Origin of the sequence: Rhizobium sp. SYY.PMSO, from assembly GCF_046840415.1 — a bacterium.
Lineage (GTDB): Bacteria > Pseudomonadota > Alphaproteobacteria > Rhizobiales > Rhizobiaceae > Rhizobium.
In genome coordinates, this window is the sequence record NZ_CP177350.1 from 404,961 (window position 1) to 424,481 (window position 19,521).

Consider the following 19,521-nt stretch of genomic DNA (forward strand, 5'->3'; position numbering starts at 1 on the left):
TTATCGAGAGGACGATGCTATGTGCGAAATCGAACATCTCTTGGGTCGTCATCTTTCCGGAAAGCGCAGTCTCAAACGGATAGTCGCCGCCGCCAGGGCCGATCCGGGTTTCTGGTTGATGGTGAAGGAGCGCGAGATGGAATGGCGCGCGATAAGGGCCGAACTCAAGCGTCTCGATGCTGACGACGGCGAAATTGACCATCTGTTTCCGGAGAGGTTGAAGCCGCTTCTATCGGAACTTGCGGACGACCTCGTTTCACGATTGTTCGGAAGCTGCCCTCCCGAGAGGCTGGCTCCGATTCAGGAAGCTCTTCTTGATGCTGCCAAACGCGAACTGGATGCGCCCAGGTGGATTGATAACCGCTGATAGCGTGCGTGCCGATAGGACCGATCAGGCCGCTCAAATCCGGAGTGTTCGATGTGGACTGCGCACAGTTTGGATGCGCGCCACCTGTTGGAGGTGGGAGCGTAACCGGGGGGGCGTCCGCGGCGGCGGGGCGAGACTTTCGCTCACCCCGCCTATCGGGCATGGAGCCTTTGTGACATTCTCGGTGGAGCGGTTCCCGTACCACGGTATTCCGTCAGCGGCTTCTGGCCGTTTTGTTCACCCTCTATGCCCACCAATTTTTAGATACACAATGTGTATCTGGTCGTGCTGTCATGGCCTCGAAAGGAACCAAGCCATGGCCACAAAATCTTTGACGGACTCGCATGCCAAGCCGGTCCATCTGCGCATCCGCGAGGACGTGCGCAAGGTGATCGACCGCGCCGCAAGCATTCGCGGCAAGAGCCGCACGGACTTTATGATCGATGCGGCCTACCGGGCTGCGGAAGATGCGTTGCTCGACCAGACACTTGTGCGGGTCGACGAAGACAGCTATCGCCATTTCCTGGCCATCCTCGACCAGCCGCCAAGCGGGGAAGGCTTCGAGCGGCTGATGAACGCGCCCAAGCCCTGGCAGCCCTGATGCTCTCCGCTCCGGCGCTTCTTGCGGAAGTGCATGACCTCGACTTGTTCGAGAGCGGCAATGATACCCTGGATGAGTGGCTGCGCCGGCGCGCCCGATCCAATCAGGTCAGCGGCGCGTCCCGCACCTATGTTGTCGCGGAAGGGCCGCGCGTCGTCGGATTTTATTGTCTTGCATCCGGCGCGCTCGATCTCGCCGATGCGCCGGGATCGGTTCGCCGAAACATGCCGGATCCCATACCCATCGCCGTTCTCGGCCGCCTTGCCATCGACCGCGACTGGCAGGGGAAAGGATTGGGCGCGGCGCTATTGCAGGATGCCGTTCTGCGCACGGTGCAGGCAGCCCCCATCATGGGCATTCGCGGTCTTCTCGTTCACGCGATTTCCGAAGAAGCCAAAGCCTTTTACGAGCACTACGGATTCCAGTGCTCGCCCAATCATCCCATGACGCTGGTGCTCTCGCTCAAGACGAGGACCGGATAAGGCTGGGGACAGTCGCATTTATCTGCGCATTTCCCGGCGGTACCGCGATTGCAGCCGACACGCTGAGGCGCATCCGGTCGCATTTGCTTTGGTCCTACGTATGAGGTATTTGAGTAGTCACCCAATCTTGCAGGCGCTGACGGTGCCCGAGGAGCGCAGTCTTAAACGGATAGAAGTGCCGTCTGGGCCGATCCTGGCATCTGTTTAGACTACGCAGCAACTGTGTATTGCGAGCCCCCGCCTTGGCCGAAAGATGAGACGGTCGATCGGGCGGAAGCGAAGTTCCGCGCCCTTTATCCAGACACCCCCTCCGTTGCGGACCTGCAGCGCCTGCGCAACGTGCAATAGGCCGCAGGAGGCGTGATCGAAATTGCCTTTAATCGGCCCCAGGTCGCTGCAAAGCATCAGTTGTGAGCGGTCTGTTCCAGAAAGATGTGCCATGGTAAATCTTACCACACCCGACTATCCTCTGGAATCGCCGAGGGAATTTTGGACAGCCTCTAGGATTTCTGCGACATCCGTTCCGCGAGTTGGGCGATATCGACCAACTGGGCATGTACCGTGCTAGTCATGAACTGTTTAACGTGCCGATTCCGATTCTGGTTAAGCCAGTGAAGAGCATGCGGGCCCACCCAAACGTGCGAATCGGGGGCGCTTGGATTTGCCGTGCGCTCGCTCGTGGCTGGCCCGATAGGATTATCCGGGCTGTACCAGCACAATACGGAGTTCAGGTACCTTTTCTTGATGAAGCGAGAGAGAGCCTTGAAGCGCCGCTCAACGCCTTTTGCCTCTGCCGCCTCGGCATGGGTCGTGCTGATTGCAATGCGCCCTTCGATTATGGTTGAAGCGATAAGCTGAGAACGCAAAAACTGGATCGTCACCATCTCGGCGTCGCAATACCAATCGTTCTGGGCCGGGATATAGCGGGCGCTTAGCTTGGCCCGATCCTGCGGGGACCAGATAATACAATAATTGCCCGCAATCGCGCTGATCGAGCGGAAGGTCTGAGGCTCCTCCGTGCTCCAGCGCGGCCCATTGATCAGACGGACCGCATCTTCGGCGAGGACTGCGTTGGCGAATTCGCGCTCATCCTCCGGGTGTTGAATAAGGCGTACTTGGCTATTCAATGTACTTCCTAAATTATTTTCCCTCGCGCCGATGATCGGCGACGGCCGGTCGCTGGTCAGAATGACACCTGAATCGAGAATTGTGCGACAAAAATCGTAATGTGCAGCACCTTTCAAAGGTCTCCCGTGTGTCTCGCTCCTGGAAATTTCTTATTCCGTTTCTATCGATTGTCCGTCACCAAGATCTCCTGATCTGGCGCCTCATCGACCTCGCGCATACCACAGCCTAACCGAAGGGGTCTTGCAAAATAGGCGAGAAAGGATTCCCATTAAAATTCATCCCGGCATCTTTTTCATTCGGGCTTTAACGCGTCGAGGTTTTCCTGAGCTTCGTCCATGCCCTGATCGGCTGGTTTCCGAAACCATTCGATCGCTCGCCTATTGTCTTGCTTCACACCTCGGCCGGCAGCGTACATTCATCCGAGGTTATTTCGAGCTTGGGCAAGACCCTGATCAGCCGCCTTTCGGCACCATGCAACGGCTTGGACATAATCCTTTTCAACCCCCAGACCGAAGGCATACATGAGAGATCCTCGGCCCCTGTCGCAGCAGCCTAGCCGTCAATTTTACCGTCCAGATGAATTCGGTCCCCGCCCTGCCACGCCCGCATCTTGAAGAACAATCGCTTTTCTCCGGTTAAGCCACGGAACACGTAGTAAGTAACATCGTTCTCGTCAGCAAATTGCGCTAGAAACTCCAGCGGTGCACCGTTGTGAAAACACCAGTCGACCTCTCCGACCCATGTCGGGGGCGCGCCCACAGACCGGAAAAGCCCCTCCGTGGCTGACGCCAGCCACGTCGCCAGGTCGGCGGGTGCTTCGATTTCGTAGCGCCTGAAAAGCTCATCCTCGAAATCCTTATCCCAAGAAGATGCCGCGTAGGTGCTCTCCGTGAAATTATGGAGAGCGGAGCCAAATTGTCCTCGCGGCGACTCCAGGTATGTCACGGCAGCACGACCTTTCTCCTGAAATTTCCTTTTCAATTCCTCCATCCGAGACAACCGCCTCTCCTTCGCAAAATTCCCGCAGACTGTCTGAAAATTCCCAAAAGGTGCCGCAATGAGCGTTTTAGAACGGTCTTCCCAAAACTTGCGACATATTTTCGACCATAATGCGTTAAGGGCAGGCCGCACAATGGCGGTCCACGTTTCGATTGTGCCCTATCCTGCCCCGCTAAGCCCGAGATCAGTCGCGCATATCGGATTGCTCTACCTCGAACGCCATCTTTCCGAGTTGATTCCAGGCCACGCGCACCCGTTCTCCGTCTTTGCTCATGAGCCTGTCAGCCATCCAGAGCAGCGCGCCGAAGATTATGGTGCGGTCATCGTTCGTCAGGTCCAGGACGCCCGCCTTGATGACGAGACCGCCCAACTCGATGAGATGCCGCGTTCTCTTTCGCCGATCGACCTGCCATGAGCGCATGTCACGCCGCGCCCGTTGCGCCTGATGACGATTGCGCGCCGCGCGGCTGCGTTTGATCGCTGCGTTCGTCATCATCATTTGCCGGCGCAGTTCGCCGTGATTTCCCCCGAAACCACGCCGCCCGCGCTTCGCCCACGCCTCCCGTCTCGCGGCATCCTTCGTCTCCGCAAGCACGACCAGCGCGCCCGCCAGTTCGTCGGCGGTGAGCGCATCGGCCCCGGTCGCGATGACGAGTTCGCCTAACTGTTGCACCTTACGGGCTTTCAGTTCCCTTGCCTTGTCCTCCAGCGCTTTCAATTCGGCATCGAAGTTTCGTGGTTTGCGCATTTCCATCTCCATCGGTTCGTGTCGTCGCGTGATTTTCCGTCGATGGATTGATCATAGTTGAGCACCGTGCCGAATGCTTCTATGTTGCCGGGACGGCGTGGGACGGCGCGGGCAGTCCCGAGAAATTCATTTTGAGGGCGCGCTTATACGTCGTTCCGACGTGCGCTCAGAAGTGCAAATGATTTGATCGCGATGGCGATCTATCATCTTCACGTCAAGGTCATTGGCCGCAAAGCAGGCTCAAGTGCTGTGGCGTCCGCCGCCTACCGCTCCGGCTCACGGCTGCGCGACGAGCGCCTTGACCGCACACAGGACTTTTCCGCGAAACGCGGCGTTGTCCATTCCGAGGTGCTGTTGCCGGAGAACGCCCCCGAGCATCTTGGCGACCGCGAGCGGCTCTGGAACGATGTGGAGGCGTTCGAGGTTCGCAAGGACGCCCAGCTTGCCCGCGAGTTGGAATTCGCCATTCCGCGTGAACTGTCACAGGGCCAAGGCATCGAGCTTGCGCGCGACTTCGTTCAATCGGAATTTGTCGATCAGGGCATGATAGCCGACCTGAATGTGCATTGGGATTTTGCCGAGGACGGAAGCCCCAAGCCACACGCCCATGTCATGCTAACCATGCGCGAAGTCGGTGAGAACGGTTTCGGCCCAAAAGTGCGCGACTGGAATCGAACGGAAATGATCGAGCGCTGGCGCGAGCGTTGGGCCGATCATATCAACGAACGGCTGGCCGAACTCGACATAGACGCCCGCATCGACCATCGCAGCCTTGAGGCGCAGGGCATCGAACTGGAACCGCAAAGCCAGATCGGAGCGCCAGCGCAGCGCATCGAGGGAGAAGGGATCGAGGAAGCAGACCGCGCCGACCTTCACCGGGAGATTGCCCGCAACAACGGCGCGCGGATCATTGCCGATCCTTCCATTGCGCTGGACGCAATCACACATCAGCAATCGACCTTCACGCGCCGGGACATGGCGATGTTTGCGCATCGCCACAGTGACGGGTTGGAGCAGTTCGATTATTCGCCCGCAATTTCAAACATGCTCCATCCATCGTCATGATGGAGCGATTTTTTCTGCAAGGCGGATGCCCGACCTCCCCTGGATCATCCTTCAATATTCGCTAGTCGGGGTCAGTTAAACAGGTATCGAGCGTCGTGAAGATCTTTGATCCACCGTTCAAGGGTACTTTGATCGAATAGGTCCCAAAGCTGACGGTCATTGCCGATGCTGTCATTGCCATCTCCAGCATGGGGATTGAATCCGTCGTTGCCAGAACGGTTGTGCTCGAACGGCTTCGGACATCCAGCGATATGGCGTCCTGGCCGACCAAGAGCCCTTCGAATTGAATGGTGACCGTATCGTCCTTGACTGCCTTCGGCGCACCGAAATAGACTTCCTCAATTCCCCTGAATTTCGAGAACATCAAGGAAACTTTGCCCTCCAGCACGTACTGGGCAAGGCAGACCTCGAAAGGACCGTTATCTCCTCTTATGACCCGCCAATTACCTTTTTGATACAAGATGGGAGCGAAATCGCGCGCGTTCGCTATAGCAGGTAAGAGCAGGATTGCTGCAAGGACCATCGCCGATGTGAATTTCATTCCCAACGCTGTACCCCAAAGGGTGGGCAGAAGTCACGGTGTTCTTGTCTAAAAAGGCCGTGGAACGATCGACCACTCCGCCTCTCCAAGGTCAATGACGCACGTTAACACTGCCGGCGTGCCTTCACGCGTATGGGATTGCCCGCTGCCATGCGCGTTGATGTAGGCGGTATCGTCGCATCGGAAAGCATGCCCACCATGCGGTCCGGACACGGCACCAATTCGCGATATGATCAAGCCTTCGCAATGTCCGAAGGGAGCGACAGAGACGTTAACAGCCGCTGCAGTTTCTCGGGATCAGCGACACCGTCCTGCAACGCCAGTATCTCAGAAGTTGTAAGCCCCGATACGACGCTCAATTGTTCAAGACTGTACCGGGATGCGGTGCAAATTGCGGCGATGATGTTTTCACCGTTCACGACGGCGAATGTGACGGACTCTGCAAGGTTCATGTGCGTTTCCTTCACTGACTAAGCTCTCCGGTGCGTGACATAGTTACGTCATCATATTGCGCCGCACAATAGGACTGTGGCCGGCCTCACGCCAGCCGGTAGCAGAGACCCGAAGGGCATTCGAGAGCTGCGCCTGACGGTTGGCCGGATGCGGAAACCGCGATGGCAAGGTCAACCGGGCAAATCGCACCCTTCAGCTCGACACGGAAATCCGCACGATCCTGAACGCCTCGCCGACCGGTTCGTGCACCGCTGGCAAAAACTCGACCAGCGCAGCCAATGTCAGCACGCCGAAGGTAGCATGTCGGGCTACACGGTCAACGATGGGGACATGGCGAAAAGCCTTGACCGCGATCCGCAACTGGAATTAGTGCTGGACATGCAAGAGGCAACGCGGCATCCAGATGGAATTCGACGCAGGGATGGGGATCTGTCAGCAACTCACCCTCAGCCATGGCCTTCGAAGAGGCAGGGGTATCGGGTTGTAGAGCCAAAAGCAGCCCTGCTTCGCTTAGTTTATGCTCGAACCGCAACACAAAAGCAATAGATCGGCGGTTGTTCATCATGCGTTCATGGCGAAGGCCCCATTTTCTTTGGCTCATATCCAACGCCGCCATGATCGGACTGGATTGAAGGATGAGGGACGTCTCCAGATTTTGTCTCCAACGCGACCGCGGATGTACCTTCGCTCGGCGTTGCCGCAGGTGTCGTGGTCACGAAGTTATGAGCTGGGAACCGATCGGATGACACGATGTCGGTAAGCAATAAGAAGTCCATCATGTCGAAGAGTCTCACCCGTCTTGAACTGTATAACCTCGTCTGGTCTCATCCTCTGAAGTCGCTCGCTGGCAAGTTTGGGGTGAGGCCAGTGCAACTGGGGAAGACCTGCGATGCCTACGATATTCCTCGTCCGCCCGCCGGCTATTGGCAGAAACTGGAATACGGCAAGCCTGTAGACAGGCCGCCGCTGACAACCAGTCTCTTTCTTGCTTTAGAGCCTGTCAGCTTTGAGGGGCGCAACCACTCGACCGGCGATGAATGCTATTCAAGGCAATCCCGGGAAAGGGAGCATGATGTACATATTCGAAATTTATAAGGACAAGGCAGGCGGGTTCCGGTTTCGGGACCCCAATGCGAGCTTACGCTCGGCTCGCAAGGTTATAAGGCCAAAGCATCGGCTGCAGCCATCCAATTGATCAGGAAAAATGTTCCAGAAGCTACGACAGAGGCCGAGACGAAAGCAACCGCTTGAAACGTAGGCTGTAGCGGCCAGCCCACTTCCTCGCGGGGTTGGCCGGCACGCGTTCAATCAAGAAGATCGGCAGGGACTTTTCCGCCATTCTCCGAAAGCTTTTTGATGACAGCCTTGTGTAGCCAGACATTCATGGCCGCGGAATCGCTGGTGTCGCCACCATAGCCAAGCTCGGAGGCGAGTTCTTTTCTAGCGGCAAGGCTGCTGTCGATATTGAGAGCCTTGAGAAGATCGACGATCGAATGCTTCCAGTCGAGCTTTTGTCCGCTTGTCCTGACGGCATTGTCGAGGATTGATTCTACATCGACCGTGGACGGAACGGACGCAGAAGCTGCAGCGGTATCGTTCGCAGGGTCAAACGCGGTGGGTACTGCCGCATCGGGCGCCGCCTGGACGGTTTGAGCCTTGGCCTCCCCAAATATCGCGGTCTTGATCGAAGAAAAAATTCCCATCGTCACTCTCTTTTTCATATCGAATGGTGGACGCCGCTTCCGCGCGAACAGTTCAAGCCGGGGTTGACGGTCCCAACAGGCTGGCGATCTGCTGCTGTGTCGGAACTTGCCCGTCGGGTGTCAGTTTGTCGATCAGGCCGGGAAGGGCTTTCGACAATTGCTCCAGCAACTCCTGTTCCGGTACGCCCGCCTGACGTGCGAGATCGCTGATGGTTTTGCTACCTACCGCACTCTCAAGATGACCCGGATCGATCGATTTGTTTTCGCCGGGCTTCAACCAGGAATCGACCGTCTCGGAATGACCCGCGTTTGTGAGCTTCTCAAGCAAGCCGCCCAGCCCGCCAAGAAGGCCGCCATCCTGGTGTGGCTGCTCGGAAACTTCAGGCTTGTTCTCTGCTGCAGAAGAATTCCCGGCAAACATCTTGCCGACCAGCAACGCGCCGAGCGCGATCATCAGCGGCTTCGAGATATTTCCACCCGGAACGGCATCGTCAAAAATACCCATGGATCAATTCCTTGTAGACTAAAACACCTTTGCAAATCTAATCTACGCTCATGAGATGGCAAGAGTATCACGTCGACAGGAGAGGACAGCATGTCAGTTATCGGATGGATTATCCTTGGACTTGTGGCCGGCTTCATCGGCAGCAAGATCGTCAACAAGTCGGGTCAGGGCGTTATCATGGATGTCGTGCTTGGCATTGTCGGGGCGATCGTGGGTGGTCTGGTGTTCAGCGTTGTCGGGGCGTCCGGAGTGACCGGATTTAATATCTATAGCCTCATCGTCGCAGTCATCGGCTCTGTCGTTGTCCTTTGGCTTTACCATGCTCTCCAGGGCCGGCGCTGATAGATCAGAAGGAATAAGAAGCGCAGTTAGCATAAGGCGCCAGTTGGCTTTCGATGGCCTGTCAATGTGAGGGCCAAGGTCGAGCGGCCCACGGGTTTCCCTCATCTTGGGAGGGGTCGGAGATCGGAATTTGAAACCATCCCTTTTGCACGCCGCAGTACGATGCGGCAAAAAAATGCTTGTGCGCCGGTCGATATCCGTTCTCACTGTGTCAGCGACCGTCACGAGCAACTAGAAGGAGGCAACCCCCATGCCCATAGACCGTATCGTTCGCCTGAATACCGTGCTTGATCGCACCGGGCTGTCCCGGTCCATGATCTATCGCAAGATCGCGGACGGCACGTTCCCGGCCCAGATCAGGATCAGCGTCAATGGGGCAGGGTGGCATGAATCGGAAATCAATCGCTGGATTGCCGATCCTGTCCGTTGGCGACCGGGGGACAAGGCGGATAATGACAACAACCGCCGAACGCGGTTCGTCTATGCGCGCATTCCGATCATGTCGGCGAGAAGAGAGCGTAGCATGGGCCATGGGCTATCTTCCATTCGAGCGTTCGGGTCTTCGATCTCGACCAGCGGATGCAGCTTGGCGGTCACGCCTTCAATGGAATGTGCCGGCCTCTTCCATAAGGCGTTCGCCAGCTTCAATTCCGCGTCCATCACTTCCCGCTCCGCTTCGTAGGCGCGGCTGTAGCCAATCCGCTCATCTTCCGCGTTCCACATCTTTCTCAAGGATCGCAGCTTGTCCTTGGCGCATTGCCGAGCCTCCGCCATCTCCGGTCCGGGTAGCGCGCACTCGATCTCCTGATCGGTGTATGCGACGACGGGCTTTTCTTCACCGGGAACCTGCAATTTCACGATGGGGAACCTGCCGACGGTTTGCAGAATCCGGGCTTCGCGGGTTTGCTGGAGGACGCATAGCTCGTATCGCCGCTGATGGACTTCCTGCCATTTGCGCCAGAGCGCCATGAGGGCTGGTGCCGGATGTGCGTGCGTCCTCATTCAAGGCAGAGGCCCATCGTCAGTCCCTTGCGGTCGCAGCAAGCGCGCATGCAGCGGACGATCAGGCGTTCCTCGATGCCGTCTCCGCCCTTTATTTCGACAATGGCGGCGATGAATGAGGCGAGGCGATATCTGGACGGTTGCGGGCGGCAAGGATTATGCGGGGAAACCGCGCCCGGTCGTGATCGTACAGGACGACAGTTTCGACGGGACGGATTCGATTACCGTCTGCGCCTTCACATCGGATGATACGGAACCCAAACGCCAACCGGTTTTATGCCAGCGGTCGAAGCCAGCCCCCGCAACCAAGATAAGACGAAAAAAGCTTGGTAGCGCAATAGGTTACCGGGTTCTTTATCTCACGCCAAAATCGGCGTCGCTATCCATTATCCAATGAAATCAAAGACTTAATTCCACGGGTGCAAATCGGGTTAGCTGACGCTCGCAACCAATTGCGATGCGAAAAATCGGCTCCCTTAGACATCAATAGCATACCAGAGCGTGAAATAACGTCTGCCGCTGAAAACGCTTCCTCTGGATAACCGATGTCGCGGCTGTCACATCGGCGGATTGTCGGCGAAGGGCACTGAGCGAGATGACGCGCCGTAGAGTGTTTCGGGCTCTGAGCCCGCTTTGGCGAGTATCATTAAACGCACGCGTTCAAAGCGTGGAATGTTCTCTTGCCTACTGAAGTTCAAAGTTTCTCGGAAAAGCAATCGAGCCGAGCGCTCGCTGGAACGCTTCCTTGATATGGCCGATCAAGGCGCGCTCCGTATCGTTAAGTGTGTCTGAAGTGGAAAATATTGCCCATAGTCGACGCGGTGGAACGAGATGGTCGAGAGGAAAGACTTCCACGATGCCCGCCTGAATCTCCTTTATCATCACCGACGCGGGAAGGATCGTTCCGAGCGGCGAACGGCGCAGGACCGACACGATTAACGGAACCGATCCAAGTCGCATCACTGGTTCTAATTGGACTGTCGACTTCGCAAGGGCGGTCAGAAGCGTTTGGTGCATCGTCAGCTGTGTAGGCGCCAGAATGAGTGGAACGTTTCGCAACTCATCAGCCGTCACTCTATCAGTCTTCGGCCTGAAATGCGCTTTCTTGTTGACGATGAGGACCACATCCTCGCTTCGGCCAATCGGCAATGAGCCGACTTGCGGATCGATTCTGCCGACGATCGCAATGTTGAACTGGCCAGTCTGAACACCGCGATGCAGGACATGTCGAGGTCCCTCGACAACCTCGATCCGGCAGTTTGGATATTCGGCATGAAAAGCACTCAGCGCGGCGGCCATGCACTCCGAAGTCAATGAATCGGCGCTCCAGCTCACCGGAAGCGCAACCCTTATTGATTGCTCGAACACGGCGGCGATATGGCTTCGCTCGCCAAACGCATCCTTGAACGAGCGCTCGATACCCAAGAAGAGCGGATGCAGTTGTCTCGCACAGTCCGTTGGTTCGGAACCGCTTTTCCGCCTTTCTATAAGCTTCGATCCCAGCACCCTTTCGATCTGTTCAAGCTGGGCCGGGATGATTGCCGCCGTCCGCCCGGTGACGCGGGCGGCACTGGCCATGCTGCCTGTTTGCATCACCCGGTTGACGGTTGCGATCTGTTTCAGGCCGATCTCAGGCCTAAAATCCGTGGCTCCGGCAAATGGCAGCGCGCCGTCACCCCGGTTTCGAATTTCGTCGAGCAGATTAGCCAAGAATTCATGTTCGCCGGAGATGTCGGCGATGACGTTGCATGCTGGCCCTTGGGCCACGGGAACCATGTTGGTTCCTTGGCCGCTTAACCGGGGAGGTACGATCAGTCGCGGCAAAAGTAAATCGGCCTTCTGGAGGTCGTCCAGAAGGCCGGCCAGGTCCTGCAAACTCCGGTCGGTTGCCGAGATACGCGAGGTCGCCATGCGATTTGAAGCGCTGAACTTGGTATCGCTTTGCAGCGTCCCGGGAAGATCGGGTATGGCGATCTCCAACGCCATCTCGTCCTGCCGAGAAAAAGCGCCGCCAGCGTGGATAAGCCTGACCCAATGGTCCGACACAATGATGGTTGCGGAAGCCGACGCTGGCTCTCCGGCAGAATGATGGATTTCAAGCTTCCCGACCGTCGAGGTGTCGGACAAGAGCGGGACGGGGGCTTTCTGCGCCCCAAAAGCTCTGGCGCCGGTGAAAATCAGGTCGACATATGGTCGGCCAGGCTTTGAATGGAAGCTGCGTATTGCAGCGATTATCGCGTATGAAATGGCTGTCCAGATGTAGTCTACGTCGATATGAAGAATGATGCATTTCGGCGGCGCCGAGCCGTTGTTTTGGCTGGCGAGGCGGAGATATTCCTCCGCCAACAGAAGGCGGACACTGCGATTATAAAGCCACGCGGCCGACCGTAGCGGATAGGAGCTACGATCCTTGCGTCCGAAGAGCGTAACGCCGATTTGGGCTTCGAGGGTGCTTAATCTGGTGCTCAGGGTGGAGGGGAGGAGGCCGAGCTTGTCGGCAGCATACGCCATCGAAGGACTGTCGCAGCTGACAACGAAAGCTGCCAGATGCGGATAGTCAATCTTCGGCATGCTCACCTCGGCTGAGACGGCGGATCAAAGGTTCCGGAACTGAAAAACCAGGTTACCTCAGGCGAAAATATCTGACAACCTCGGCACATCTTCCAACTGCTGCAGGGCCGCAACATGTCTTTCGAAGTCTGCCGGAAGGAACCGGTCTTTCGCGCGGGCGAAACCTCCTGACAGCTTTTTGGCGATATCGTCCCATCCCGGCGGGTCTTGAGGTGCTCCGCGCGGAGCATCGCGCCGCTGACCAAGCCGCGTTCCATCCGAGAAGCTCACCGCGATATCCGGTTGGGCGGAACCTTCCTCGCGGACATGCATCTCGACCTTGTCCGACAAGGCTGCAATGTCGCCGCGTTCGATGGCGGCCGACTCGAAATCGTCCAGCGTCAGTTCTCCCTGAAGCAGTGCCGCGGCCACCGTGTAGTTCATGCTGAACTTGGCTTCGATCGCCGTCCTTGGTTTTTCAAATCGCAGATAATGGATGCACTCCTCACGCGCAAAACAGTCGATGCGCTCGATCGCGCGGATGTTGAACCCCGGCGTGCGTCGGAGCTCAAGGGCGCCATCAATCGCCAGATGCGTGCAGCTGCAGCACGGATAAAGCTTCACCGCCAAGCCGGTCGTAACTAGCTCCCAGGGCTCTCCAAGCGGAGGCAGAGCAAGTGTTCCCGCCGGCCGGCTGGCGAACGCCTCCAGGAAACCCGCAGGCGCTTCGAGAATATTGGAACCGGCAGTGAGGCCCTTTTCCGCCAGGATTGCCGCAAGGAAGCCGGCGTTGGCGGCCCGGCCGCAATGCAGGCTCTTCGTCATCGTGCCGGTATTGCCCAAAATGCCGCCCGCGAACGAGCAGGTGATGGCAAGCGCCCGTTCCGTCTGGGCGGCGGTGAGGCCTCGGAGATTGGCAACCGCCCCGGCGGCGGCTAGCGCGCCGAGCGTGGACATCGTATGCCAGCCCCGGTGCGTATGTGCAGTGCCCACCGCGACGCCGAGCTTGCAGGCAATCTCGACGCCGATCGCGTAGGCGAGCAGGAATGCCTGGCCACTTGATCGCAGCAGGAAGGCGGTTGGCAACAGCGCGCTGACGATCGGCGCGCTAGGGTGGCCGTTCATCGAGAACTCGCTCGTGTCGTCAAAATCGTCTGCATGGGCGCAGGTGCCCGTCAGGAGTGCGGCCAGCGACGGATCGGTCCAGCGGCCGAGGCCCGGGATGAGGACACCATCTCCATCGCCTGCAGGAGCGGACGCGGCAATGAGCACCTCCACCGGCCTGGAGACTGTTCCTGCGTAGATGCAGGCAAGCGTATCCCCAATGTGAATCTTTGCCCGTTCGATGACCGCGGAGGGCAATTCCCGGGTATTCGCGATAAAATCAGACAGTGCGATTGTTGCCGAGATGACCATGCCGCAGACTACCTTGCATAACAGTTGAAAAGCGATGGCCGGCAATGTCTCAGGGCTATCCATAGCTTGAGCAAGCCGGTCCAGAAATCAGGAGATCCGCTCCAGGAATTCAGCGGTCCGGGCATTCTGCGGGCGGCCAAAGATCTGCTCCGGCGGCCCTTGCTCTATGATTGAACCCTTGTCCATAACGACGACACGATCGGCCACTTCACGCGCGAAACCCATCTCGTGGGTGACGACGATCATCGTCATTCCCTTGCCGGCCAGTTCCTTCATGACAGCCAGGACCTCACCGACCATCTCGGGGTCAAGCGCGCTCGTCGGCTCGTCGAAGAGGACAATTTCCGGGTTCATCGCCAGGACACGGGCGATCGCCACTCGCTGTTGCTGTCCGCCGGACAACTGGGCTGGATACCGGTCTTTCTTGTCGACGAGACCAACACGCTGCAGAAGCGCCATCGCGCGCGCTGCGGCTTCCTGTTTGGGCTGCCTAAGCACATGCACAGGCGCTTCAATGATGTTTTGCAGCACCGTCAGATGGGGGAAGAGATTAAATCTCTGGAACACCATCGCCACGTTTCGCCTGATGGCCGCCTTTTCCTTTTCAGTCAGGCCGACGATTTTACCACCGACGATCTTGTTGCTGACCAAGGATCCATTGATGAAGATCTCGCCGCTCTGGATTTTCTCCAGATGGTTGATGCAGCGGATAAGCGTTGTCTTTCCGGATCCGGAGGGACCGATGATGACGACGGTCTCTTTGGGTTTTACAACAAGCGATACATTCTCGAAGACGCTGACCGGACCGAATGACTTGCTCACACTCCTGAGTTCGACGGCAGCGACGCCGTCACCATTGTTTTGTTCGGCCATATCAGTTGTCCATCTGTAGAAAAGTTGTTGCGGCCTTTGCCTTGAGCGGCTTAGCCGTGCTGCGCGGGCTCCAGGAGAGGCGACGTTCGATCGTTTGCTGCAGCAGGGTCCAGATGCCTGTGAGAGCCAGATAGTAGACCGATATCGCAGCATAGGCCTCGAAGGTCTTGAAGTTGATTGCGCGCAAGCTGTCGGCAACATGCACCAGTTCGGGTACGGCAATTAGGCTCAGGAACGCCGTGGTCTTGAACATCATGTTGCACTGGTTGCCCAACGGCGGAACGATGATCCGCAGTGCCTGCGGGAGAATGATTCTCCGCATCGCCAGCGCCGGAGACATTCCAAGCGCCTGCGCGGCTTCGTGTTGCCCTCGATCTACCGAGCTTATTCCTGCCCTGGTGATCTCGCTCATGAAGGCTGCCTCGTGAAGGCTAAATGCGATGATCCCCGCGAGGATGCTGCCGCTGATTGAAAGGGAGAGGACATTCAGCGTTGAAGGAAAGAGATCGACACCCGCCAGCGCCGGCAGGCCATAATATATGAGGAACAGCTGAACGAGGATCGGCGTCCCGCGGAAGAACCATACATACAGCCAGTTGAAGCCCCGCAAGGCGCCGTATCGGCTGATGCCAAGCAGGGCCAACAGGAGACCTACCCCAATCCCGACAATCATCGAGGAGATCGTGACGGAAACGGTGATCCAAACGGCATAGAGCATCGCTGTCGACGGCTCGAACACGAGCTCGAGAAAATACCTTACGTCGAAAATCATCACTTGCCTCCCCGACAGGGCGCGTCGCCATTTCCGAGCTGAGGTGAAATGGTGGCAATGGGCCGTGCGAATGATGGATCGGGCTGTTTCATAGGGTCGCGACGCCTTTCGAATACCGCCGCTCCAGGGCCTTTTGAACAAAGCTCCATGCCGTCGTTATCACCAGATAATAGACCGACACTCCGAGATATACTTCAAACGTCTTGAACGTTACCGAGTTGACTGCATCAGCGATGAACATCATCTCCGGCACCGCAATGAGGTAAAGAAGTGAAGTCGCCTTGAACATTCCGTTTACCTGGTTGCCGAGCGGCGGCAGCATGACGCGAACGGCCTGGGGCAGAATGACGAGCTTCATAAGCAGAGCTGGTCTCATCCCGAGCGCTTTGCCTGCGTCCCACTGGCCCTGATCGATCGAACCGATGGAGGCGCGGGCAATCTCGCTGATATAGGCTGCCTCATTCAGGGCGAAGGCGACGATGCCTGCGACGATCGCGCCTTGCAGCGAGACCAGTCCAAGCAGATCTACAGTCTCGGGAAAAAGATCCACGCCGGTCAGATACGGGACGCCGAAGTAAATCAGGATGACCTGCACCAGCAGGGGCGTCCCCCGAAAGGCAAAAACGTATGCGCTATTGAAGTTGCGAAGCAACCAGAATTTCGACCGACCACAAAGACACAAAAGCAATCCGAGCAAGATGCCGAGCGCCATTGATATGATGGTCGTCGCCAAGGCGGTCGCCAAACCGAACAGCAGAGCTGGTCTCGGATGGAACACGAAGTTTAGGAAAAATGGCACATCGAACTGCATTTCGATAGCGTTCCTGTTCAGTTCGGCGGATCGTTCGAAGCCGAGCTTTTTCATCATGCGTTCGCTCGCAAGGTCTGCTCGCCAAACCTCGGCGCGCAGACCTCTGACTGATCAGGCCGAAAGGCCGGACATCCTCAGGCTCCGGCTCAAGGGCAAACCGAATCCGCGCCGCAGAAGCTGACCGATCCTGCCATCCCCCATGTCTCGGCGGACTTCTGAACAAGCCCGCTCTTATAGAGGGCAACATAGGCCTTCTGGATCGCGTCCTGCATCTCCGAGTCATCCTTTCGCACCACGATCCCGATGGTGAGGGGAGCGCCTGGCGTGCCGCCGACCTCGAACTTGTTCTTTGTGAGATTGACGAAATAGCCGATCGACATCGTGTCGCCGACGAAGGCGTCGACGCGATTGAGCTCCAGCTGACGCACACCCGTCGTATATTGCGGATATGACTGAATCTCGATGGGTTTTCCGCCGGCGGCGACAGCCTTATCGCTGGCTTCCTTCACGAGGCGCTCCGTTGTACTGGAGACCAGAACGGCCGCCCGATAGCCGGAAAGGTCCTCATAGGTCTTCAGGCCAAGGGGATTTCCCTTCGGCACCATCAGGCCTAGATTCATCGTCATGTAGGGAACGAAGTTATATTTAGCGACGCGAGCGGGCGTCTTGGCGCTGTTAGACATCACGGCATCGCATTTGCCCGTATCAAGAGCCGCGAAGATGCTTGCGAACGGCAGGTTCACGATTTGACTTTTGATCCCCATGACCGGACCGATCTCGGACATGATGTCGATATTGAAGCCTTTCGGCGTCGCGCCGTCCTCGGCCAAAAACCCGCCGGGCGGGTTACCCAATTCCGTGCAGAGCACGATTTTTCCGGCTTTCGCCAGCTTCTCCGGTGGCTCGACTGTTTTCGAAAGCTCGCTCGGAGCCTTGACTTCAAAGCTCTTGCCTTCGGGGGTGTCACCGGCGCGGACCGATGTCGCGCCCGCAAGTAGTAAAGCGCTCATTGCCAGAGCATAAAAACGATGTTTCATGGTATTCCCCTTTATTTTGATAGTGTAAACTCAAGGCGATCTCGATTTTTCGAGTGATCTGTCTTGAGCTTGCGAACGGTTTCATGCTGTCGTTTTCCTTGGGGTGGTGCGTAGCCTCCATTCCTGGCGACGCGTGTTATGGTGAATTACATTTCACCAGTCTTTTATTGCTGCAGGCGCCGATCCTCTTCCGCCAATGCCGCCGGAATTGCGTCGATTGTCGCGACCTTGCGGTCTTCGACGAAGCGAGAGACCGTGTTTCGGACGAGCGCTGCCCTGAGGGATCCGTCATATTCGAAAGCGCCTACGGCCAATGCCGCTCGAACTTCGGTGGGCCAGATCGCATCGAGGGTCTCGCGTGTTTCGCAGTGAGAGAAACGTCCTTCCCGCGTCTTCATGGCGGAGCGGGTTTTTTCGGTCTCGCTATGATTGAGCGACAAATCTTCCCTGATCACGACGCCATAGGCCGTGCGGGCCTTTTCAATCGAGACCAGACCGCGCTTGACATCCGACAGCACCAGCTCGGCATCGCGTTCAGAGGGCGATCCGAAGCCGCCGCCGGCCGGCGTGATCAGACGGACAATGTCGCCGCGTTTGAAGTGAAGAACATCGATCTTTCCGTTGTCGCGCTCGTCCTTCGTTCCCGGATTTACGATGACCCGGGCAAGTGAACCCGGCGCGCCGCCCATGATGCCCCAGGGGGTAAACTTCAGACGATCCATTCCACGCACCGTCATCACCGCTTCGACGTCGGTGTTTTCCAGGTCGAGCACGACGGAGGCGCCGCTGCGCCAGCGGCCCGGCGCCTGGCTGTCCGCGACCAGCCCGTAGCGCCGCACGCGCATCACGGTTTCGACTTCAATCGTCTCGGCCGGGACGGTCAGCAAGGAGCCCGAGCGATTGTCGACGCCATCGATACCGTCATGACCGATCTTTCCGCCGCCCCCGCCGCAAATCGGATTGATTACGCTCACCCGCTTGCCGCCATGAAGCCGGTCGCGACCGGTGACGACGATGATCCCGGACATGCCGGGGCCGGCGGCTGCCAAGCCTTCCGGGATGGCGGCGTTCAGGCAGCCGAGCACCACGTCATAGACACGCGTGGATGCCGTCACCCGCGACCCGCCGGCGGCAGGGAAGTTCGCATTGATGATGGTTCCGCGCGGAGCGATGATCTTGACGGGCCGCAGCAGGCCTCGGTTACGGGGAGCGTCCGGAGCCTTCGTCAGGATGTAGTAGATCAGCGACTGCAGGGTATAGGGATGGGTCGTTGAGCCGGTGACGTAGTTGAAGGCGGCAAGAACCTGGGGATCCGTTCCGGTGAAATCGAACAGCAAGTCGCTGCCGCAGACGGTCATCCGGGCGTAGATGTTGATGAACTCGCCGGCTTTCATGCCCTCGATATAGTCGGCGAATTCGTAAGTCCCGTCGGGGATTTCGGCGATCACCTCCCGGGCGCGAGCTTCGGACAGGGCAAGCGTCGCACCCATGCCGTCAATGACTTCCTGGGTGGAATAACGATCGCAGAGCTGGCCGAGCCGGACGTCCATGCTCTTCAAGGCGGACAACATTGCCTGGATATCGCCCCATAACTCGGACGAAATGCGGCTGTTGTCGAGCAGGATGTTCCTGACGGCCTCGTTGAGGACGCCTTCCCGATAAAGCAGGACCGGGCGGAGCCTGAGGCCCTCCTGGAAGGTCTCCGTGAGCGTCGGCGCGATGCTGCCGGGTACCGCACCGCCGATGTCGGAGGCGTGGACAAAGGCCCACGCCAGCGCGATGAGCTGGCCATCGCGGAAGATCGGACGCACCAGGGATACATCCATCATATGGGTCACCATGCCGTCGCTTGAGTACGGGTCGTTGGTGATGATGCAATCGCCCGGCTTGAGGGACGACAGGGGAATGTCCCCCAGGCCACCCTTGACCGAAAGGCCGATAAACGCGCTGACGCCGGTGTTGACCGGGTAGGCGAAGGCCTCACCCTCGGCATTTGCAAGGGCGCACTGAAAGTCCTGAACGAGTTTGACGAATGTGGTGTGGGCGGTGCGCTGCAGGGTCGAGGATGCTTCCTCGACGATTGCGTTGAACCGGTTTGCCATGATGGCGGTTTGTACGGGATCCAT

At 57.8% G+C, this 19,521-nt stretch carries 22 protein-coding genes and 4 pseudogenes; 9 read left to right on the forward strand and 17 right to left on the reverse strand.

The features are described from left to right. Nucleotides 1-19 precede the first annotated feature (19 nt). The 3 genes from ACJJVH_RS20225 (at nucleotide 20) to ACJJVH_RS20235 (ending at nucleotide 1,450) form a co-directional block, all read left to right on the forward strand. Nucleotides 20-367: a hypothetical protein gene (locus tag ACJJVH_RS20225; protein ID WP_412065935.1), complete on the forward strand. Its 348-nt coding sequence runs from the start codon at nucleotides 20-22 to the stop codon at nucleotides 365-367. Between the two features lie 316 nt (nucleotides 368-683). Continuing rightward, a complete protein-coding gene (locus ACJJVH_RS20230) occupies nucleotides 684-968 on the forward strand; it encodes a DUF1778 domain-containing protein (RefSeq protein ID WP_412065936.1) in 285 nt (94 codons plus the stop codon). Further along, a complete protein-coding gene (locus ACJJVH_RS20235) occupies nucleotides 968-1,450 on the forward strand; it encodes a GNAT family N-acetyltransferase (RefSeq protein ID WP_412065937.1) in 483 nt (160 codons plus the stop codon). Before ACJJVH_RS20230 ends, ACJJVH_RS20235 begins: the two co-directional genes overlap by 1 nt. A 500-nt stretch (nucleotides 1,451-1,950) precedes the next feature. On the opposite strand, the gene ACJJVH_RS20240 is transcribed toward ACJJVH_RS20235, so the two are convergent. The 5 genes and pseudogenes from ACJJVH_RS20240 to ACJJVH_RS20260 form a co-directional block, all read right to left on the reverse strand. Next, complete coding sequence (locus ACJJVH_RS20240; RefSeq protein WP_412065938.1) at nucleotides 1,951-2,694, reverse strand: hypothetical protein; 744 nt, start codon at nucleotides 2,692-2,694, stop codon at nucleotides 1,951-1,953. A 299-nt stretch (nucleotides 2,695-2,993) separates the two neighbouring features. Then, entirely contained in the window at nucleotides 2,994-3,101 is a 108-nt protein-coding gene (locus ACJJVH_RS20245) for a hypothetical protein (protein ID WP_412065939.1), read from the reverse strand. A 29-nt stretch (nucleotides 3,102-3,130) separates the two neighbouring features. Beyond that, nucleotides 3,131-3,568: a hypothetical protein gene (locus ACJJVH_RS20250; RefSeq protein ID WP_412065940.1), complete on the reverse strand. Its 438-nt coding sequence runs from the start codon at nucleotides 3,566-3,568 to the stop codon at nucleotides 3,131-3,133. Nucleotides 3,569-3,761: 193 nt separating this feature from the next. Beyond that, entirely contained in the window at nucleotides 3,762-4,076 is a 315-nt protein-coding gene (locus ACJJVH_RS20255) for a conjugal transfer protein TraD (RefSeq protein WP_412065941.1), read from the reverse strand. After that, nucleotides 4,000-4,325, reverse strand: a pseudogene (locus tag ACJJVH_RS20260) (conjugal transfer protein TraD). Before ACJJVH_RS20260 ends, ACJJVH_RS20255 begins: the two are co-directional and overlap by 77 nt. 192 nt (nucleotides 4,326-4,517) lie before the next feature. Between ACJJVH_RS20260 and mobQ the strand changes: the two are divergent. Further along, nucleotides 4,518-5,348 (forward strand): annotated as a pseudogene (gene mobQ, locus ACJJVH_RS20265) (MobQ family relaxase); the annotation flags it as partial. A 103-nt stretch (nucleotides 5,349-5,451) separates the two neighbouring features. On the opposite strand, the gene ACJJVH_RS20270 reads toward mobQ, so the two are convergent. Together ACJJVH_RS20270 and ACJJVH_RS20275 are read right to left on the reverse strand one after the other, a co-directional pair. After that, nucleotides 5,452-5,931, reverse strand: coding sequence for a hypothetical protein (locus ACJJVH_RS20270; RefSeq protein ID WP_412065942.1), 480 nt, complete (start codon nucleotides 5,929-5,931; stop codon nucleotides 5,452-5,454). Nucleotides 5,932-6,164: 233 nt separating this feature from the next. Then, a complete protein-coding gene (locus ACJJVH_RS20275) occupies nucleotides 6,165-6,383 on the reverse strand; it encodes a hypothetical protein (protein WP_412065943.1) in 219 nt (72 codons plus the stop codon). Between the two features lie 778 nt (nucleotides 6,384-7,161). On the opposite strand from ACJJVH_RS20275, the gene ACJJVH_RS20280 reads away from it, so the two are divergent. Beyond that, nucleotides 7,162-7,479 (forward strand): hypothetical protein, encoded by a 318-nt coding sequence (locus tag ACJJVH_RS20280; RefSeq protein WP_412065944.1) that lies wholly within the window; start codon nucleotides 7,162-7,164, stop codon nucleotides 7,477-7,479. A 209-nt stretch (nucleotides 7,480-7,688) separates the two neighbouring features. Here the strand turns inward: ACJJVH_RS20280 and ACJJVH_RS20285 are convergent, their stop codons facing one another. Next, a complete protein-coding gene (locus ACJJVH_RS20285; protein WP_412065945.1) occupies nucleotides 7,689-8,087 on the reverse strand; it encodes a DUF3597 domain-containing protein in 399 nt (132 codons plus the stop codon). Between the two features lie 52 nt (nucleotides 8,088-8,139). Beyond that, nucleotides 8,140-8,592, reverse strand: a complete 453-nt coding sequence (locus tag ACJJVH_RS20290) for a YidB family protein (protein ID WP_412065946.1) — start codon at nucleotides 8,590-8,592, stop codon at nucleotides 8,140-8,142. A 90-nt stretch (nucleotides 8,593-8,682) separates the two neighbouring features. On the opposite strand from ACJJVH_RS20290, the gene ACJJVH_RS20295 reads away from it, so the two are divergent. Beyond that, nucleotides 8,683-8,934 (forward strand): GlsB/YeaQ/YmgE family stress response membrane protein, encoded by a 252-nt coding sequence (locus ACJJVH_RS20295; protein WP_412065947.1) that lies wholly within the window; start codon nucleotides 8,683-8,685, stop codon nucleotides 8,932-8,934. A gap of 250 nt (nucleotides 8,935-9,184) precedes the next feature. Next, nucleotides 9,185-9,385 (forward strand): annotated as a pseudogene (locus tag ACJJVH_RS20300) (helix-turn-helix transcriptional regulator); the annotation flags it as partial. A 29-nt stretch (nucleotides 9,386-9,414) separates the two neighbouring features. On the opposite strand, the gene ACJJVH_RS20305 reads toward ACJJVH_RS20300, so the two are convergent. Beyond that, on the reverse strand, nucleotides 9,415-9,903 hold the full coding sequence (locus ACJJVH_RS20305; protein ID WP_412066252.1) for a hypothetical protein: 489 nt from the start codon (nucleotides 9,901-9,903) through the stop codon (nucleotides 9,415-9,417). 5 nt (nucleotides 9,904-9,908) lie between these two features. On the opposite strand from ACJJVH_RS20305, the gene ACJJVH_RS20310 reads away from it, so the two are divergent. Next, nucleotides 9,909-10,055, forward strand: coding sequence for an antitoxin MazE-like protein (locus tag ACJJVH_RS20310; protein ID WP_412066243.1), 147 nt, complete (start codon nucleotides 9,909-9,911; stop codon nucleotides 10,053-10,055). Continuing rightward, nucleotides 10,052-10,192, forward strand: a pseudogene (locus ACJJVH_RS20315) (type II toxin-antitoxin system PemK/MazF family toxin); the annotation flags it as partial. The gene ACJJVH_RS20310 and the pseudogene ACJJVH_RS20315, both read left to right, overlap by 4 nt. Nucleotides 10,193-10,620: 428 nt before the next feature. Here ACJJVH_RS20315 and ACJJVH_RS20320 read toward each other — a convergent pair. The 7 genes from ACJJVH_RS20320 to ACJJVH_RS20350 form a co-directional block, all read right to left on the reverse strand. Further along, complete coding sequence (locus ACJJVH_RS20320) at nucleotides 10,621-12,507, reverse strand: LysR family transcriptional regulator (RefSeq protein ID WP_412065948.1); 1,887 nt, start codon at nucleotides 12,505-12,507, stop codon at nucleotides 10,621-10,623. Nucleotides 12,508-12,564: 57 nt separating this feature from the next. Further along, nucleotides 12,565-13,902 carry an MmgE/PrpD family protein gene (locus tag ACJJVH_RS20325; protein ID WP_412065949.1) on the reverse strand — a complete coding sequence of 446 codons (1,338 nt, stop codon included), beginning with the start codon at nucleotides 13,900-13,902 and terminating at the stop codon, nucleotides 12,565-12,567. Nucleotides 13,903-13,989: 87 nt separating this feature from the next. Then, entirely contained in the window at nucleotides 13,990-14,775 is a 786-nt protein-coding gene (locus ACJJVH_RS20330; protein ID WP_412065950.1) for an amino acid ABC transporter ATP-binding protein, read from the reverse strand. A 1-nt stretch (nucleotide 14,776) separates the two neighbouring features. After that, nucleotides 14,777-15,547, reverse strand: a complete 771-nt coding sequence (locus tag ACJJVH_RS20335) for an amino acid ABC transporter permease (protein WP_412065951.1) — start codon at nucleotides 15,545-15,547, stop codon at nucleotides 14,777-14,779. A gap of 88 nt (nucleotides 15,548-15,635) precedes the next feature. Then, nucleotides 15,636-16,415, reverse strand: coding sequence for an amino acid ABC transporter permease (locus ACJJVH_RS20340; protein WP_412065952.1), 780 nt, complete (start codon nucleotides 16,413-16,415; stop codon nucleotides 15,636-15,638). A gap of 89 nt (nucleotides 16,416-16,504) precedes the next feature. Then, nucleotides 16,505-17,395 carry an ABC transporter substrate-binding protein gene (locus tag ACJJVH_RS20345; protein ID WP_412065953.1) on the reverse strand — a complete coding sequence of 297 codons (891 nt, stop codon included), beginning with the start codon at nucleotides 17,393-17,395 and terminating at the stop codon, nucleotides 16,505-16,507. A gap of 164 nt (nucleotides 17,396-17,559) precedes the next feature. Then, nucleotides 17,560-19,521 carry a hydantoinase B/oxoprolinase family protein gene (locus tag ACJJVH_RS20350; protein WP_412065954.1) on the reverse strand — a complete coding sequence of 654 codons (1,962 nt, stop codon included), beginning with the start codon at nucleotides 19,519-19,521 and terminating at the stop codon, nucleotides 17,560-17,562.

Bases quoted from the DNA above. Each gene is read 5' to 3' on its own strand.
- ACJJVH_RS20225 (WP_412065935.1), top strand. From the start codon at position 20: ATGTGCGAAATCGAACATCTCTTGGGTCGTCATCTTTCCGGAAAGCGC.
- ACJJVH_RS20230 (WP_412065936.1), top strand. From the start codon at position 684: ATGGCCACAAAATCTTTGACGGACTCGCATGCCAAGCCGGTCCATCTG.
- ACJJVH_RS20235 (WP_412065937.1), top strand. From the start codon at position 968: ATGCTCTCCGCTCCGGCGCTTCTTGCGGAAGTGCATGACCTCGACTTG.
- ACJJVH_RS20245 (WP_412065939.1), bottom strand. From the start codon at position 3,101: ATGTATGCCTTCGGTCTGGGGGTTGAAAAGGATTATGTCCAAGCCGTT.
- ACJJVH_RS20250 (WP_412065940.1), bottom strand. From the start codon at position 3,568: ATGGAGGAATTGAAAAGGAAATTTCAGGAGAAAGGTCGTGCTGCCGTG.
- ACJJVH_RS20255 (WP_412065941.1), bottom strand. From the start codon at position 4,076: ATGATGATGACGAACGCAGCGATCAAACGCAGCCGCGCGGCGCGCAAT.
- ACJJVH_RS20270 (WP_412065942.1), bottom strand. From the start codon at position 5,931: ATGAAATTCACATCGGCGATGGTCCTTGCAGCAATCCTGCTCTTACCT.
- ACJJVH_RS20275 (WP_412065943.1), bottom strand. From the start codon at position 6,383: ATGAACCTTGCAGAGTCCGTCACATTCGCCGTCGTGAACGGTGAAAAC.
- ACJJVH_RS20280 (WP_412065944.1), top strand. From the start codon at position 7,162: ATGTCGAAGAGTCTCACCCGTCTTGAACTGTATAACCTCGTCTGGTCT.
- ACJJVH_RS20285 (WP_412065945.1), bottom strand. From the start codon at position 8,087: ATGGGAATTTTTTCTTCGATCAAGACCGCGATATTTGGGGAGGCCAAG.
- ACJJVH_RS20290 (WP_412065946.1), bottom strand. From the start codon at position 8,592: ATGGGTATTTTTGACGATGCCGTTCCGGGTGGAAATATCTCGAAGCCG.
- ACJJVH_RS20295 (WP_412065947.1), top strand. From the start codon at position 8,683: ATGTCAGTTATCGGATGGATTATCCTTGGACTTGTGGCCGGCTTCATC.
- ACJJVH_RS20305 (WP_412066252.1), bottom strand. From the start codon at position 9,903: ATGGCGCTCTGGCGCAAATGGCAGGAAGTCCATCAGCGGCGATACGAG.
- ACJJVH_RS20320 (WP_412065948.1), bottom strand. From the start codon at position 12,507: ATGCCGAAGATTGACTATCCGCATCTGGCAGCTTTCGTTGTCAGCTGC.
- ACJJVH_RS20325 (WP_412065949.1), bottom strand. From the start codon at position 13,902: ATGGTCATCTCGGCAACAATCGCACTGTCTGATTTTATCGCGAATACC.
- ACJJVH_RS20330 (WP_412065950.1), bottom strand. From the start codon at position 14,775: ATGGCCGAACAAAACAATGGTGACGGCGTCGCTGCCGTCGAACTCAGG.
- ACJJVH_RS20335 (WP_412065951.1), bottom strand. From the start codon at position 15,547: ATGATTTTCGACGTAAGGTATTTTCTCGAGCTCGTGTTCGAGCCGTCG.
- ACJJVH_RS20340 (WP_412065952.1), bottom strand. From the start codon at position 16,415: ATGATGAAAAAGCTCGGCTTCGAACGATCCGCCGAACTGAACAGGAAC.
- ACJJVH_RS20345 (WP_412065953.1), bottom strand. From the start codon at position 17,395: ATGAAACATCGTTTTTATGCTCTGGCAATGAGCGCTTTACTACTTGCG.
- ACJJVH_RS20350 (WP_412065954.1), bottom strand. From the start codon at position 19,521: ATGGATCCCGTACAAACCGCCATCATGGCAAACCGGTTCAACGCAATC.